This window comes from Enterococcus sp. AZ079 (assembly GCF_050547255.1).
Classification (GTDB): domain Bacteria; phylum Bacillota; class Bacilli; order Lactobacillales; family Enterococcaceae; genus Enterococcus_D; species Enterococcus_D casseliflavus.
On record NZ_CP172955.1, the window covers coordinates 1,612,443 to 1,629,305 of the forward strand.

General features: G+C 44.5%; 16 protein-coding genes. All 16 read left to right on the forward strand.

All coding sequences use genetic code 11. The annotated features are described in order from the left end of the window. Positions 1–46 precede the first annotated feature (46 nt). The 16 genes from IGJ15_RS07760 (at position 47) to pyrE (ending at position 16,761) form a co-directional block, all read left to right on the forward strand. Positions 47–457: an EbsA family protein gene (locus IGJ15_RS07760; protein WP_005231379.1), complete on the forward strand. Its 411-nt coding sequence runs from the start codon at positions 47–49 to the stop codon at positions 455–457. Positions 458–666: 209 nt separating this feature from the next. Next, a complete protein-coding gene (locus tag IGJ15_RS07765) occupies positions 667–2,337 on the forward strand; it encodes a formate--tetrahydrofolate ligase (protein ID WP_333719173.1) in 1,671 nt (556 codons plus the stop codon). 228 nt (positions 2,338–2,565) lie between these two features. Then, entirely contained in the window at positions 2,566–2,973 is a 408-nt protein-coding gene (locus IGJ15_RS07770; RefSeq protein WP_074535785.1) for a hypothetical protein, read from the forward strand. Then, on the forward strand, positions 2,966–3,673 hold the full coding sequence (locus tag IGJ15_RS07775; RefSeq protein ID WP_005226123.1) for a CBS domain-containing protein: 708 nt from the start codon (positions 2,966–2,968) through the stop codon (positions 3,671–3,673). Before IGJ15_RS07770 ends, IGJ15_RS07775 begins: the two co-directional genes overlap by 8 nt. Beyond that, positions 3,670–4,155 carry a signal peptidase II gene (gene lspA, locus IGJ15_RS07780; RefSeq protein WP_005226122.1) on the forward strand — a complete coding sequence of 162 codons (486 nt, stop codon included), beginning with the start codon at positions 3,670–3,672 and terminating at the stop codon, positions 4,153–4,155. Before IGJ15_RS07775 ends, lspA begins: the two co-directional genes overlap by 4 nt. Continuing rightward, positions 4,139–5,047 (forward strand): RluA family pseudouridine synthase, encoded by a 909-nt coding sequence (locus IGJ15_RS07785; RefSeq protein WP_074535788.1) that lies wholly within the window; start codon positions 4,139–4,141, stop codon positions 5,045–5,047. Before lspA ends, IGJ15_RS07785 begins: the two co-directional genes overlap by 17 nt. Before the next feature lie 243 nt (positions 5,048–5,290). Further along, positions 5,291–5,827, forward strand: a complete 537-nt coding sequence (gene pyrR / locus IGJ15_RS07790) for a bifunctional pyr operon transcriptional regulator/uracil phosphoribosyltransferase PyrR (protein WP_005231374.1) — start codon at positions 5,291–5,293, stop codon at positions 5,825–5,827. Positions 5,828–5,846: 19 nt separating this feature from the next. Continuing rightward, positions 5,847–7,127, forward strand: a complete 1,281-nt coding sequence (locus IGJ15_RS07795; RefSeq protein ID WP_005235990.1) for a solute carrier family 23 protein — start codon at positions 5,847–5,849, stop codon at positions 7,125–7,127. A 47-nt stretch (positions 7,128–7,174) separates the two neighbouring features. Further along, complete coding sequence (locus IGJ15_RS07800) at positions 7,175–8,101, forward strand: aspartate carbamoyltransferase catalytic subunit (RefSeq protein ID WP_005235988.1); 927 nt, start codon at positions 7,175–7,177, stop codon at positions 8,099–8,101. Positions 8,102–8,137: 36 nt separating this feature from the next. After that, entirely contained in the window at positions 8,138–9,421 is a 1,284-nt protein-coding gene (locus tag IGJ15_RS07805; protein WP_074535789.1) for a dihydroorotase, read from the forward strand. A 1-nt stretch (position 9,422) separates the two neighbouring features. Then, positions 9,423–10,502 (forward strand): carbamoyl phosphate synthase small subunit, encoded by a 1,080-nt coding sequence (locus tag IGJ15_RS07810; RefSeq protein ID WP_005235984.1) that lies wholly within the window; start codon positions 9,423–9,425, stop codon positions 10,500–10,502. Position 10,503: 1 nt separating this feature from the next. Beyond that, a complete protein-coding gene (gene carB / locus IGJ15_RS07815; RefSeq protein WP_333719171.1) occupies positions 10,504–13,689 on the forward strand; it encodes a carbamoyl-phosphate synthase large subunit in 3,186 nt (1,061 codons plus the stop codon). 21 nt (positions 13,690–13,710) lie between these two features. Continuing rightward, a complete protein-coding gene (locus IGJ15_RS07820; RefSeq protein ID WP_005226114.1) occupies positions 13,711–14,487 on the forward strand; it encodes a dihydroorotate dehydrogenase electron transfer subunit in 777 nt (258 codons plus the stop codon). Then, positions 14,487–15,410 carry a dihydroorotate dehydrogenase gene (locus tag IGJ15_RS07825; RefSeq protein ID WP_005226113.1) on the forward strand — a complete coding sequence of 308 codons (924 nt, stop codon included), beginning with the start codon at positions 14,487–14,489 and terminating at the stop codon, positions 15,408–15,410. Before IGJ15_RS07820 ends, IGJ15_RS07825 begins: the two co-directional genes overlap by 1 nt. Continuing rightward, positions 15,410–16,129: an orotidine-5'-phosphate decarboxylase gene (gene pyrF, locus IGJ15_RS07830; protein ID WP_142968443.1), complete on the forward strand. Its 720-nt coding sequence runs from the start codon at positions 15,410–15,412 to the stop codon at positions 16,127–16,129. Before IGJ15_RS07825 ends, pyrF begins: the two co-directional genes overlap by 1 nt. Continuing rightward, positions 16,126–16,761, forward strand: a complete 636-nt coding sequence (pyrE, locus tag IGJ15_RS07835; protein ID WP_074535794.1) for an orotate phosphoribosyltransferase — start codon at positions 16,126–16,128, stop codon at positions 16,759–16,761. The genes pyrF and pyrE overlap by 4 nt, the downstream gene beginning before the upstream one ends. Positions 16,762–16,863: the final 102 nt, after the last annotated feature.

Below are 16,863 nucleotides of genomic sequence, written 5' to 3' on the forward strand. Positions count from 1 at the left end.
ATGATAAAGATAGTATACTAGAAATTTTATGTTGTGAGGAACTTTTATGAAGCGTAAATTGTATTGGCAACCGGAAGCTGCTACAGCGATCATTTATTGGTCGTTTACTATGATGATATTATTTATCAGTTTGATTCTTTCGTTAGAAAATACCAGACCTTATTGGAAAAGCAACCTCGTATTAGCCGTCTTTTTCTTTTTTGTATGGTTAGGGATTCACCGAAGCATGCTCATCAGGAATGATTTGCTCCTGATTCGCTATGCGCGCTTATGGAAGAAAAGCCTTATTTCTTTACCTGAGATAGAAAAATGGCAAATTATAAACCGTTTAATAAGCATTACCGATCATCAAAAAACGTATACCTTCACGTTGCGTAAAAAAGATGTGGCATGGTTAGAAACTTTTTTTCAAGAAAAAATCCCTGAAAAAAGGGTGCAGGTCAAAACCAACGAGTAATTCATAGAAATCTAGAAAGCAGCGATCACTCCTTTTGGCGTTACAGCCTTAGGAGGGACGTTGTTTTTTGTTTACATAAAGGATTCGTGAAACTTCTTGTAAAAGTGTGAAAAATCACTCTTTCTTTCTGAATAAAATCAAGTATAATAAGAGCATAGCAAACAAAATACATTTTAAAGTGCTAAATAGTTCGTGAATTGAGGGTAAAAATGAAATCAGATATCGAAATTGCACAAGAATCAATGCCTAAACCGATTATTGAAATTGCTGAACCACTTGGTTTGACAGGCGATGACCTGGAACTTTATGGCAAATATAAAGCAAAAATCGAATGGTCGGCAATCAACGAAAAAGCAAACAATCCGCTGGGTAAACTCATTTTAGTCACAGCGATCAGTCCGACACCCGCTGGAGAAGGCAAGTCAACCGTGACCATTGGACTTGCAGATGCGTTAAATCAAATCGGCAAGCAAACCGTCATCGCCTTACGTGAGCCATCTTTAGGACCAGTAATGGGCATCAAAGGCGGCGCCACCGGCGGCGGCAAAGCACAAGTGTTGCCGATGGAGGACATCAACTTACACTTCACTGGCGATATGCATGCGATCACAGCAGCAAACAATGCCTTGTCTGCATTGATCGACAATCATATCCAGCAAGGCAATGAGCTGGGGATCGACGGACGTCGGGTCACATGGAAACGGGTTGTCGATTTGAATGATCGAGCGTTACGACAAGTGATCGTCGGTCTAGGGGGACCGTTACAAGGCGTTCCCCGAGAAGACGGTTTTGACATCACCGTTGCTAGTGAAATCATGGCGATTTTGTGCTTGGCAACAAGCATTGATAATTTAAAAGAGCGATTAGGAAAGATTTTAATTGGTTATTCTTTTGAGAAACAACCGATTTACGTAAAAGATCTGGCGGTCAAAGGTGCTTTAGCCTTACTTTTAAAAGATGCCCTCAAACCGAATCTTGTTCAAACGATTGAAGGAACCCCTGCGCTGATCCATGGCGGACCTTTTGCAAATATCGCTCATGGGTGTAATAGTGTCATCGCAACCGAGACGGCTTTGCACTTAGGCGAATACACGGTGACCGAAGCTGGGTTTGGTGCTGACTTAGGGGCAGAGAAATTTCTTGATATCAAAACACCGAACTTATCAAAGGCACCAGATGCGATCGTAGTAGTAGCGACGATCAGAGCACTGAAGATGCATGGTGGGGTCGCTGTGGCTGATTTAGGGACAGAAAACTTAAAAGCATTAGAGTTAGGCTTCAGTAATTTAAAGCGACATGTTGAAAACATGCGTAAATACGGGATTCCAGTTGTCGTTGCGCTTAATGAGTTCTCACAAGACACCGAAGCGGAGCGAACATTAGTCGAAACCATGTGCCAGAAAATCGACGTCACCATCGCACGGACAGCCGTTTGGGCAGACGGTGGTGCAGGTGGAACGGATTTAGCAAAAGCAGTGGTTCAAGTAATCGAGGAAAAACCTGCCAACTATCAACGCTTGTATACCGACGATTTGCCTTTAGCGGATAAAGCTTCTTTGATCGTGCGGGAAATCTATGGCGGGGCAGAGGTTGAGTTTGCGCCGAAAGCCAAGGCACAGTTGCAAAGCTTCAAAGAACAAGGCTGGGATCAGCTGCCGATCTGTATGGCAAAAACCCAGTATTCCTTTAGTGATGATCCAAAGCGATTGGGCGCACCAGATGACTTTACAGTAATGATTCGCGAATTCGTGCCAAAATTAGGGGCTGGCTTTATCGTAGCCTTGACTGGTGCCGTGATGACGATGCCAGGATTACCGAAGAAACCTGCCGCCATCAATATGGACGTGACTTCTGATGGCCAAGCGATCGGTCTTTTTTAAAAGAGCTATCACAAACAAAGAAGGCATTCGCGGCATTTGAAACGGAAAAACGGAAAGAGATGACTTGAAAGGACGGGTGCAAGCGGCATTCGTCTTTTTCTCGTTCATTAGACGTGATGGAAGATAAAAGTAGGGATTCTTGTTATAATAATCAAGGAAGCAAGCAAAAGTCTATTTTCTTTCTTTTGATAATCAAGTATACTTAACCAATTGAGGTGATCTTTGTCAATGGAGCTACAACTAACTAGGAGGACTGGTTTTTATGGAATGGGCAGTCCCTTGGAGGTCATGCAAGGAAAAAAAAGAATCGCTGCCATCAATCATCAGCAAACGATTTTTTTGGCGCTGGCTGAGCAGACGCCGATTCGTGTGCGCATGTTTTTTTTAGAAAGTCAGCCTTTTCATTTACCAAAAGACCAATCAGCGCTCAAGCTGGAGGTCGTGATGAATCCTGCGCTTAAAAGAATATATATCGGCTTTTATTTAAGCCTTTTTCTCATGATGGGGGTATTGGGCTTATTATCCATCTCCCTTTACTCGTTGCTTTTTGTCGGTGTGTATTTAGTGGCATATTTTGTCTTTGTTTTGATTTATTTAAAAAAAGCGTATCTTATCAAGGAGGTTCCTCATGGCTAGTGGTGCAGATCAATTTTTGAGCAGTTTTAATCGAATCGAAAAGCGGCTTCGTGACGAATTGGATAATCCGCGGAATATGGGTTTTTCTGAAATGGTTCGTCGCTTGTCAAAAAGCAAAAATATCAATGTCAGAAGAGCAGAAGATGATCTATTACAAATGGCTCAGCTGCGCAATGCCATCGTACATGAAAAAATCGGAGAAAACTTTGTCATTGCAGAACCGAATGAATGGGTTGTCAATCGCATCCAAGAAATTGAACGCTCCTTACTGGCACCTGAAAAAGTCATGCCGCGTTTTGCGAAACGAGTGACTGGTTTTGAAAAGCACCTGCCATTACCAGAGTTATTGAAAATCGTTGCCCAAAAGCGCTATTCACAATTTCCGATCTATGATAATGGTCGATTTTTGGGATTGATCACCTTGCGGATGCTGGGATACTGGTTAGCGAAAGAAAGCCTCCATGGTGAAATCAAGTTGGCAGGCAGAACGGCAGATGAATTATTAGCAGGAGATGGGAAACGATCGAATTATTGTTTCGTGTCGGCTGAAACGACCATCGTAGAAGTGGAAGAATTGTTTCAAAAAAATGCCCTGCTTGAGGCGGTTTTGATCACCAAGGATAAAAATCCGAATGGAAATCTCTTGGGCATCATCCGTCCGCGAGATATTTTTAAAGAAGAAAGAGTGGAAAATTTATGATCGCGTTGTTTTTTTTGTTAAGTGCTGTTGTCATTGGCTTGGATCAATGGCTGAAAATTTGGATCGTTGCCAATTATCAACTGGGTGAAACACATTCTCTGATCGACAATGTGTTGTCCCTGACCTATCTTCAGAATACGGGCGCAGCTTGGAGTATTCTAGAAGGAAAAATCACCTTTTTTGCGATCATCACCGTTATCGCGGTTGCTGTTGTTGTTTACCTATTGTTTCGCTACCAAAAAAGCAGTCTATGGTTTCGTTTCGGACTTGCGTTTGTTCTAGGTGGGGCGATCGGTAATTTTATCGATCGGTTGCAGCATGGCTTTGTGGTCGATATGTTCCAGCTTGATTTTATCAATTTCCCAATTTTCAATATCGCTGATATGTCATTAGTGTTCGGGGTGATCTTGATTTTTATTTATGCACTGGTAGATGACGAAGCAAAAGGGAAACAAGGAGAATCAAATGGAAAAGCAAATTGAAGTAATCATTAAAGAAGAAAAAGGGCGGGTCGACAAAGTGTTGGCTGAACGCTTGCCAAATCATAGTCGGTCACAAATCCAGCAGTGGCTAAAAGAAGATGCGGTCACATTGAAGGGCGAAACGGTTCGGGCAAATTATAAGGTAAAAGCAGGTGATCACTTGATCATCCAAGTACCAGAACCTGAAGTTGTAGACTTACAACCAGAAAATATTCCTTTGACGATCGTCTATCAAGATGCTGATGTGGCAGTCATCAACAAGCCGCAAGGGATGGTGGTTCATCCATCCGCTGGGCATCCCAATGGCACCTTGGTCAATGCGTTATTGTACCATATGGATGATTTATCCACGATCAATGATGTTGTTCGGCCAGGAATCGTTCATCGAATCGACAAAGATACGTCGGGTCTGTTAATGATCGCCAAAAATGATCAGGCACATGAGTCGTTAGCGAAACAATTGAAAGACAAAACATCGTTACGCAAGTACGTAGCATTGGTCCATGGCAATATCAGCCACGAAAAAGGCACCATCAATGCACCGATCGGCCGCTCGAAAGTTAATCGGAAAATGCAAGCCGTGATCGAGAATGGCAAACCCGCAGTGACTCATTTCACCGTGTTGGAACGCTTTGATCAATTTACCTTGGTGGAATTGCAATTGGAAACTGGAAGAACCCATCAAATAAGAGTCCACATGCAGTACATCGGTTTTCCGCTAGCTGGCGATCCGCTATATGGACCTAAGCGCACGCTAAAAGGCAATGGGCAGTTTTTACATGCCAAGCTTCTAGGCTTCACCCACCCAACAACAGGCGAGTCGCTGGTCTTTGAAGCGCCATTACCAGAGCTGTTCGCGGACACGTTAAAAAAATTGCGAAAAAATGATTGATTTTTTTGTGTGAGAACTGTATAGTAATTGTAACAACTAAATAGCTCCTTTAAATGTAGTCCCGTGAGGCTAAGAAGGAATGAGTAAGCAGACGACTCCCGCGTTGGAGATTCGAACCCTTACTAGATGATAACGTGTACCCAAAATCCACAGAATGGGATTTTAGGCAACGATCGGAAAACATGACTCCTACCTCAAGCAGGTAGGAGTTTTTTTATGTTCAAAATTAGGAGGGAATAACATATGGCAGCGAAAGAAGTAGTAGATGCAGTAACAATGAAACGAGCGTTAACGCGGATCACCTATGAAATTATTGAAAGAAATCGAGGCATTGATAACTTGGTGCTGGTAGGGATCAAAACCCGCGGCATCTATATCGCGCAACGAATAGCAGAACGTTTAAAACAACTAGAAGGCGTAGAAGTACCTGTCGGTGAATTGGACATCACCTTGTACCGAGATGACAAAAAGACAGAAGATGATCCAGAGATCCATTCATCAGACATCCCGACTGCCATTGATGGCAAAGAAGTCATCTTGATCGATGATGTCTTGTTTACAGGACGGACGATTCGGGCAGCTTTGGATGCCATCATGGATATTGGTCGACCAAAAAGAATCTCACTCGCCGTTTTAGTTGACCGCGGTCATCGTGAATTGCCGATTCGGGCAGATTTTGTTGGAAAAAATATTCCAACTGCTTTAAGTGAAGAAATTATCGTGGAGATGGAAGAATCCGATGGTTCTGACCGGATCATGATCAATAAAGAAAACGACTAGGAAGAAGAGTGACAGCAACATGCAGAAGCAAGAATTTCGTAATCCAGACGCAGTTTTAGACATCAAAGATCGGCCCAAAGCACTGCCTTGGTTAGGCCTAAGCTTACAACATCTTTTCACGATGTTTGGGGCAACCGTTTTAGTTCCGATCCTCGTTGGGATCAACCCCAGCATCGCTCTAGTTAGTTCAGGTATTGGAACATTGGTTTACTTGGTTACGACGAAAGGGAAGATTCCAGCGTATCTAGGCAGCAGCTTTGCGTTTATCGCAGCGATGCAGATGCTGATGAAATCTGACGGCTACCCAGCTATCGCACAAGGCGCCATCACGACTGGGTTGGTCTACGTGATCGTTTCGATGATCATTAAACGTGCGGGTGCTGCTTGGTTGGATAAGATCTTACCACCGATCATTGTCGGTCCTGTGATTATGGTGATTGGATTAGGGTTAGCCGCTAACGCAGCTCAGAATGCGATGTACAATGACTCAGTCTACGATTTCAAGTACATTCTGGTAGCCTTGGCTACCTTAGGATTAACGATTTTCTTCAATATGTTTCTGCGAGGGTTCTTAGGACTGATTCCGATCCTTCTGGGGATCGTGGGCGGATACTTGATCGCCTTAGCAGCGGGAATCGTCGATGTACAGCCCATCATTGACGCCAACTGGTTTGGCATGCCGAGCTTCGAGATTCCCTTCATTAACTATGAACCAAAACTGTATCTGAATGCAATCACTACGATGGCGCCGATCGCTTTTGTTACCATGACCGAACACATCGGTCATCTGATGGTCTTGAACAAATTAACGAAGCGGAACTTTTTTGAAGAGCCAGGCTTGAACCGAACACTATTGGGAGATGGGTTTGCTCAAATTGCAGCCGGTCTCGTTGGGGGCCCCCCAGTGACAAGTTACGGAGAAAACATTGGGGTTTTAGCAATTACACGCGTCCACAGTGTGTTCGTTATCGGTGGTGCAGCAGTTCTAGCCATCGTACTAGGCTTCGTTGGAAAACTAAGCGCATTGATCTTAAGTATTCCTGGTCCAGTCATCTCAGGGATCAGCTTCCTGCTCTTTGGCGTCATCGCTGCCAGCGGGTTGAAAATTTTGATCGACAACAAAATCGATTTTGATCGTAAGAAGAATTTGATCATTGCGTCAGTGATCCTTGTGGTAGGAATCGGCGGTCTTGTCTTCACGGTCGGTACCTTCACATTATCCGCAATGGCGTTAGCAACTGTCCTAGGGATCTTCTTGAATCTTATTTTACCTGACAGCTCTCGCAGCGAAGAAAAATAACTTGTGCCAACTCATCGTTTAAACAGAATCAAAGGAGGAATTCATTCATGATTATTCAATCCGAAAGAATCAGCTTAAAGCATCTTTTGACGGTAGAAGCATTGACGGACCGTGAAGTGATGGGACTCATCCGCAGAGGACAAGAATTCAAAAGAGGGGCGAAATGGATGCCCCAAAAAGAACAATATTTCGCAACAAATCTCTTTTTTGAGAACAGTACCAGAACCCACAAAAGCTTCGATGTTGCTGAGAAAAAACTAGGGATCGAAGTCATCGAATTTGAAGCCTCCACCAGTTCTGTTCAAAAAGGCGAGACCTTGTATGACACGGTCTTGACGATGTCGGCTTTAGGTGTAGACGTTGCGGTCATTCGCCACGGCGATGAAAATTACTACGACGCTTTGATCCAAAGCAAAACGATCCAGTGCAGTATCATCAATGGCGGGGACGGCAGCGGCCAACACCCAACTCAATGCTTGCTAGATCTGATGACGATCTATGAAGAGTTTGGGCATTTTGACGACTTGAAAGTCGCAATCGTAGGTGACATCACCCACTCACGGGTCGCAAAATCAAACATGCAAATGTTGAAGCGTCTCGGAGCGAAAGTCTTCTTCTCAGGTCCAAAGGAATGGTATGACGAAGAATTTGAAGTATACGGTCATTGGCTACCATTAGACGAATTGGTCGCAGAAGTCGATGTTATGATGATGCTTCGTGTCCAGCACGAGCGCCATGATGGAACGGAAAGCTTTTCAAAAGAAGAATACTTAAAAAATCACGGGTTGACCGTCGAACGCGCCGCAAGAATGAAAGAGCATGCGATCATAATGCACCCAGCGCCGGTCAATCGCGATGTGGAATTGGCTGATGCCTTAGTTGAAAGCTTACGCTCACGAATCATCACACAGATGTCCAATGGCGTCTTTGTTCGAATGGCGATTCTTGAAGCGGTGTTGAACGGTAAGGCCTAACAGGCAAAAAGGAAAGAATTAGAGGAGGAAGTTTACATGAAAACACTCATTAAAAACGGTAAAATCATCAAAAAAGACAATCACTGTGTTCCTGCAGCAATTTGGATCGAAGAAGGAATCATTCGCGGGATCGGTACAGCATTTCCCGAAACAGATTTTGACGAAGTCATCGATGCCAAAGAGCAATTGATCACGCCAGGTTTAGTGGATGTTCATGTACACTTCAGAGAACCAGGCTTTGAATACAAAGAAACAATTGAAACGGGCAGCATGGCAGCAGCTCGCGGTGGGTTCACGACAGTTTGCGCAATGCCAAACCTTGACCCAGTTCCCGATACACCGGAAAAATTAGCAGCTGTTTACGAAAAAATCAACGCAGATGCGTCAATCAATGTCTTACAATACGCCCCGATCACCGAAAACTTGCGCAGCGAAACGTTGACGGATGCAGCTGGAATGAAAGCCGCGGGGGCATTTGCCTTAACAAATGACGGTGTCGGGGTTCAGACTGCTGGCACAATGTATTTGGCAATGAAGCAAGCCGCCGAAAATGACTTGGCCTTGGTTGCCCATACAGAAGATGATTCCTTACTCTTTGGCGGCGTGATGCATGCTGGTAAAAAAGCAGAAGAACTTGGACTACCGGGGATCTTGAGTGTAACGGAAGCTTCTCAAATCGCTCGTGATGTACTTTTGGCGGAAGCAACGGGTGCTCATTACCATGTCTGCCATGTCTCGACCAAAGAAAGTGTTCGAGTGATCCGAGATGCCAAAAAAGCTGGTATCCATGTGACAGCCGAAGTTTCTCCTCATCATTTACTTCTAATCGATGAAGATATTCCTGCCGATGAAGGCTTTTGGAAAATGAACCCACCGTTACGTGGGCAAGAAGACCGTGAAGCGTTGATCGAAGGTCTGCTGGATGGCACGATCGATTGTATCGCGACGGATCATGCCCCACATGGCTATGAAGAAAAAATGCAAAGCTTTTTAAAAGCACCATTTGGCATCGTCGGATCAGAATATGCCTTCCAATTGTTGTACACTCATTTTGTCAAAACAGGACGCTTTACCTTGCAACAACTAGTGGATTGGATGACCGTGAAACCAGCATCAATCTTTGGTCTAAGCGCCGGAACGATGATGGTCGGAGACAAAGCCGATCTCGCGATTTTTGACTTAGAATCAGCTTATAACGTGGATCCTAAGCAATTTCTATCAAAAGGAGTCAATACGCCTTTCGGTGGATGGACGTTATATGGGGATACAAGTTATACATTTGTAAATGGAAAATTAGTATGGCAAAAAGGTGGGCAATAATATGAAACGTTGGCTTATTTTAGAAGATGGAACATACTTTGAAGGCGAAGGCTTTGGTGCCAGTATCAATGTTTTTGGTGAGATTGTTTTTACCACCAGCATGACGGGCTATCAAGAAGCCATTACGGATCAAAGCTTTAACGGACAAATCATTACGTTTACGTATCCGATGGTTGGAAATTACGGCGTCAACCGAGACGACTACGAATCAATTTCACCGACTTGTAAAGGGGTCGTTGTGAAAGAACACGCGCGTCTAGCGAGCAATTGGCGGAAACAGCTGACGTTAGATGAATTTTTAAAACGCAAAAATATTCCAGGGATCGCAGGAATCGATACACGCGCGCTGACAAGAAAGATCCGTCAACATGGGACCATGAAAGCGAGTATCGTTGATGCAGGAGATGTCTTTGACCATGCCTTTGATCAATTAAAAGCGGCGGTTTTACCAACCAATCAAGTGGCACAAGTTTCTACCTCAAAACCTTATCCAAGTCCTGGAACGGGTCGCAATATCGTGGTCATCGACTTCGGCTTGAAGCACAGTATTTTACGGGAGTTGTCACGCCGCAACTGCAATTTAACGATTTTGCCATACAATACGACAGCGCAAGAAATTTTAGACCTCGCACCAGATGGTGTAATGCTGACAAATGGACCGGGTGATCCTAAAAGCTTGCCAGAAGCAATTAAAATGATACAAGGGATTCAAGGCAAGGTACCGATCTTCGGGATTTGTTTAGGCCATCAGCTCTTCTCATTAGCGAATGGGGCAGATACCTATAAAATGAAATTCGGTCACCGCGGATTAAACCATCCGGTAAGAGAGATCGCCACTGGTCGGATCGATTTTACCTCACAAAACCATGGCTTTGCTGTGGATGAAGCATCCATCGATCCAGAAAAACTAATGGTAACCCACGTCGAAGTGAACGATGGCACGATCGAAGGGGTTCGTCATCGCCGCTACCCAGCATTCAGTGTCCAATACCACCCAGATGCGGCACCGGGCCCGCATGATGCAGTCCACTTATTTGACGAATTTTTAGAGATGATCGATGCATGGAAGGAGCAGAACTAATATGCCAAAACGTACAGATATCAAGAAAATCATGGTTATCGGTTCTGGACCGATTATTATAGGACAAGCGGCAGAGTTTGATTATGCTGGTACACAAGCTTGTTTAGCATTACGAGAAGAAGGCTACGAAGTGGTGTTAGTCAATTCGAATCCCGCAACGATCATGACGGACAAAGAAATTGCTGACAAAGTCTACATTGAACCAATCACATTTGAGTTTGTCTCACGGATTTTACGTAAAGAACAACCTGATGCAATTTTACCGACATTAGGTGGACAAACGGGCTTGAACATGGCGATGGAATTAGCCAACTCAGGTATTTTGGATGAATTAGGAATTGAGTTGCTAGGAACCAAATTAGCAGCAATCGACCAGGCAGAAGACAGAGATCTATTCAAACAATTAATGGAAGAATTGGATCAACCGATCCCAGAATCCGAAATCGTGTCAACGGTGGAAGCAGCAGTTGATTTTGCGAAAAAAATCGGCTTTCCAATCATTGTTCGTCCAGCATTTACGCTAGGGGGAACGGGCGGCGGCATGTGTAACAATGAAGAAGAACTTCGCCAAATCGCTGAAAACGGCTTGAAGCTCTCGCCAGTGACCCAATGCTTGATTGAACGGAGTATTGCTGGATATAAAGAGATCGAATATGAAGTGATGCGAGATTCTGCTGACAACGCGATCGTCGTTTGTAATATGGAAAACTTCGATCCAGTCGGTATCCACACCGGCGATTCCATCGTCTTTGCGCCGAGCCAAACTTTGTCAGACCATGAATACCAAATGTTACGGGATGCCTCATTAAAAATCATCCGCGCGTTAAAAATCGAAGGTGGCTGTAACGTTCAATTGGCGCTTGATCCTAATAGCTTCAACTACTATGTCATTGAAGTAAATCCACGGGTCTCACGTTCCTCTGCGTTAGCAAGTAAAGCTACAGGGTACCCGATTGCCAAACTGGCAGCGAAAATTGCCGTCGGTTTAACATTGGATGAAATGAAAAATCCAGTCACAGAAACGACGTATGCAGAATTTGAACCCGCCCTTGACTATGTCGTCGCAAAAATTCCTCGCTGGCCGTTTGACAAGTTTGAAACTGGGGAACGTCGATTAGGAACACAAATGAAAGCGACTGGTGAAGTGATGGCGATCGGTCGTAATATTGAAGAGTCATTATTAAAAGCCGTTCGTTCATTGGAGATCGGCACACACCATATCGAAATGAAAGAATTAGAAGCTCTTTCTGACAATGATCTGATGGAAAAAGTCATCAAGGCGCAGGATGATCGCCTATTCTACGTCATGGAAGCCATCCGAAGAGGGTACACCATCGAAGATTTGAACGAAATGACGAAAATCGACTTGTTCTTCTTGGATAAGATGCTTCACATCTTTGAGATCGAACGAGCATTAGCAAACGAACCACAATCCCTTGATGTGTTGAAAAAAGCCAAGCAAAATGGCTTTACGGATAAAAAGATTGCTGAGCTGTGGGAAACCACGGAAGCTGAGATCCGTACGCTGCGTCATGAGCAAAAGATTTTGCCCGTCTACAAAATGGTAGATACATGTGCCGCCGAATTTGAATCTGCAACACCTTATTTCTACAGCACCTATGAGTTTGAGAATGAAAGCAAGCGCAGTGAAAAAGAATCTGTTCTTGTCCTAGGTTCTGGACCGATCCGAATCGGACAAGGGGTGGAGTTCGATTATGCGACAGTGCACTCGGTGAAAGCGATCCAAGCTGCTGGCTATGAAGCGATCATCATGAACAGTAATCCTGAAACGGTTTCGACTGACTTTTCTATCTCCGACAAGCTGTACTTTGAACCATTGACCTTAGAGGATGTCTTACACGTCATCGATTTGGAACAACCCATTGGGGTCATCGTCCAATTTGGCGGGCAAACGGCGATCAACTTAGCAGAGCCTTTAGTAAAAGCTGGGGTCAAAATCTTAGGCACCAGCATTGAAGATCTTGATCGTGCCGAAAATCGTGATCTCTTTGAGCAAGCATTACAAGCGCTAGATATTCCGCAACCACCAGGGGATACAGCGACGAACGAACAAGAAGCGATCGCCATCGCTCAAGAAATCGGCTATCCTGTTTTAGTCCGCCCAAGTTATGTCTTAGGGGGACGTGCGATGGAAATCGTGGAAAACCAAGCCGATTTAGAAGATTATATGCGTCATGCAGTGAAAGCATCACCAGAACATCCTGTCTTGGTCGATCGTTACTTGGTCGGTAAAGAATGTGAAGTCGATGCTATCTGTGACGGCAAAACTGTTTTGATTCCTGGAATCATGGAACATATCGAGCGTGCAGGGGTCCATTCAGGAGATTCAATGGCGGTCTATCCACCGCAAAATCTTTCGGATGAATTAATTGCAACGATCGAAGAATATACCAAACGCTTGGCATTAGGTTTAAATTGTATCGGTATGATGAATATCCAATTTGTCATCCATGAGAACAAAGTGTATGTCATTGAAGTAAACCCTCGTGCTAGCCGAACCGTACCATTTTTAAGCAAGGTAACAGAGATCCCAATGGCACAAATTGCCACGAAGGCGATTCTCGGAGATGAGATCACAGCGTTAGGTTATCAAGACGGACTTGCGCCAACACCAAATGAAGTACACATCAAAGCACCTGTCTTCTCCTTTACAAAACTTTTAAAAGTCGATACTTACTTAGGCCCTGAAATGAAATCAACGGGTGAAGTAATGGGATCAGACAAAGATTTGGCAAAAGCACTTTATAAAGCTTTTGAGGCATCAGGCCTGCATATTCCTGAATTTGGAAAAGCACTTTTCACCGTTGCAGACGAAAGCAAAGAAGAGGCCGCAGCGCTGGCAGCGCGTTTCGTAGAGGTCGGCTTTACCTTATTGGCTACCAATGGAACCGCCGATTACTTTGAAGAAAAAGGACTACAAGTGACTCGGGTTGCCAAGATTTCCGAACAGCAAGCAGAAGAAACGGTTGTTGATTTGATCCGTAAAGGAACGACCCAAGTAGTAGTCAATACCATGGACAAAGATCGCCAAAATGCAACGGAAGACGGATTTATCATCCGCCGAGAAGCGGTGGAACATGGTGTACCGACCTTTACTTCTCTTGATACAGCGGATGCGATTCTAAAAGTGATGGAATCCCGCAGTTTTTCAACAAAAGCAATTTAACGCAGATAAAGGAGTTTTTTGATGAAGCAAGAAATCATGACCATCAGCAAACAGCGTCAACTGGCACCGCGGATTTTTGAAATGACATTGACGGGTGAATTAGTCAATGAGATGAGGACCCCAGGGCAATTTCTACACCTGCGGGTTCCTCAAAATGCCTTTCTTCTTCGCCGACCGATCAGTATCAATCATATTGATGCTGAGAAAAAAGAATGCCGAATCATTTATCGGGTCGAAGGAGATGGCACAAGAATTTTTTCAGAAATGACTGTTGGTGATCCAATCGATGTGATGGGGCCGTTAGGAAATGGGTTTCGCTATCATCATTTAAACCAGGGGGACACTGCATTTATCGTCGGTGGCGGGATCGGTGTACCGCCGCTCTATGAATTATCGAAACGCCTGACGCAACAAGGCGTCCACGTCATTCACTTTTTGGGCTTTGCCAGCAAAGACGTCATGTATTATGAAGAGGAATTTCGCGCACTGGGAGATACGAGGATCGCTACCGATGATGGCAGCGCGGGTTTACAAGGAAATGTTGGCAACCTGTTATTAGCTGCAGAGCAAACACCTGCGGCGGTCTTTGCTTGCGGAAATAACGGTCTTTTAAAAACCACCGCCCAGCTTTTCGAAGACCTTCCAGATGTTCAATTATCAATGGAGGCGCGAATGGCTTGCGGGATGGGTGCCTGTTATGCCTGTGTTTGCCATACGAAAGATGATGAACAAGGCACAAAAAGTGTCAAAGTTTGTGACGAAGGGCCTGTATTTCAGGCGAGAAAGGTGGTCATTTAATGTCGATCAATGTCGAGCTACCCGGATTGAGCCTGAAAAATCCGATCATGCCTGCCAGCGGCTGTTTTGGGTTTGGTGCAGAATATGATAAATATTATGACATCAGTCAATTAGGTGCGGTGATGATCAAAGCGACCACACCTGAACCGCGTTTCGGCAATCCGACCCCAAGGGTAGCAGAAACGCCTAGCGGTATGTTGAATGCCATCGGGTTGCAAAATCCTGGGTTAGAAGCGGTCATGAATCAAATTTTACCCGACTTAGCTCAAAAACACCCCGATTTGCCAATCATCGCGAATGTTGCTGGTTCGACCGTCGAAGATTATGTTCTTGTGTGTCAGGAAATCAGTCAGGCAGAAAATGTCAAAGCGATCGAATTGAATATCTCTTGCCCGAACGTCAAGCATGGCGGCATCACGTTCGGAACCGATCCTGCGGTTGCTGGTGCATTGACTGAAGCGGTCAAAAAAGTCTCGCAAGTGCCGATCTATGTCAAACTTTCGCCGAATGTGACGGATATCGTCCCAATTGCGCAAGCGATCGAAGCAGGCGGCGCCGACGGGTTTACGATGATCAATACACTTTTAGGCATGCGGATCGATCTAAAAACACGGAAACCAATTTTAGCTAACCAAACGGGGGGCTTGTCTGGTCCGTCAATCAAACCAGTGGCGATTCGCCTGATCAAACAAGTGGCGCAAGTTTCTCAATTACCAATTATTGGCATGGGGGGCGTGATGTCAGTGGATGATGTCCTTGAAATGTATCTGGCAGGTGCTAGTGCTGTTGCAGTCGGAACCGCAAACTTTACCGATCCTTACATTTGCCCAAAGTTGATTGAAGAATTGCCTATCCGAATGGCAGAATTAGGGATCCCTTCTTTGGAACAGCTGATAAAAGAAGTGAGAGAGGAGCACATGTGATGAGTGAACGGCCAATTATTGCCTTAGATTTTCCTAACAAACAGGCTATTGAAACTTTTTTAGCGCAATTTCCTATAGAGGAAAAGTTGTTTGTGAAAGTGGGAATGGAGATTTTCTACCAAGAAGGACCAGCGATCGTTACTTGGTTAAAAGACTGTGGCCATGATATCTTTTTAGATTTAAAACTACATGATATTCCCAATACAGTAGGACGAGCAATGGAACGCTTAGCTTCGTTAGGAGTTGCTTTGACGAATGTTCATGCAGCCGGCGGGATCGAAATGATGACTGCTGCAAAAATAGGCCTACAAAAAGGAACCCCCGCAGGACACAAAGTTCCTGATTTGATTGCAGTTACCCAATTGACCTCCACTAGTGAGGCACAAATGCATCATGATCAGCAGATCATGACGTCACTGCAAGAAAGTGTCATCCATTACGCCACTTGTGCCCAAAAAGCTGGGTTAGACGGTGTTGTTTGCTCCGCTCACGAAGCAAAGCAGATCAAACAAAGGACAACGGATGCCTTCATCCGCTTGACGCCTGGTATCCGACCAGCTGGCAGTGAAGTTGGTGATCAAAAACGGATCATGACACCTGCACAAGCTCGTAAAGCAGGGGCTACCATGATCGTTGTGGGACGTCCAATCACCCAATCTAAGGCACCGTATGAAAGTTATCTGCAAATAAAACAAGAATGGAAGGAAGCTAGCCAATGAAAGAACAATCCAATCAAATTGCCAAAGATCTTTTAGACATCGAGGCGATTTTCTTACGACCGAATGAACCATTTACTTGGGCAAGCGGCATCAAAAGCCCTATTTACTGCGACAATCGAATCACTATGAGTTATCCACATGTACGTCGCGCCATTGCGAAAGGCTTAGCTGCAGTCATCAAAACGACTTACCCAGAAGCAGAAGTGATTGCAGGGACCGCAACAGCTGGGATTCCCCATGCTGCATGGGTCGCTGAATTGTTAGATTTGCCAATGGTTTATATTCGCAGCAAAGCAAAAGAACACGGTAAAGGCAATCAAATTGAAGGGCGTATTAAACCAAATCAAAAAATGGTCGTCATTGAAGATTTATTGTCAACAGGTGGCAGTGTCTTAGAAGCTTGTGAAGCAGCCAAAAGAGAAGGAGCCGATGTATTAGGCGTCGCTGCGATCTTTACTTACGAGCTGCCTCAAGTCCAAGAAAATTTTGATCAAGCAGGTTTATCCTATGTGACTTTGACAAACTATACAGCGTTGATCGAGTCGGCTTTAGAAACGGGTGCTATTCAAGAGTCTGATGTTGCCCTGTTACAAGAGTGGCGTAAAGATCCTGCTGCCTGGTTGAGTGAATAAGGAATTGAAATAAGAAACGGATATGTGAGGGAATGACCAAGCATATTCGTTTTATTTTTACCTATTTTCTGATAGCATTGGGAGAAAGTTTTTTGATAGGAA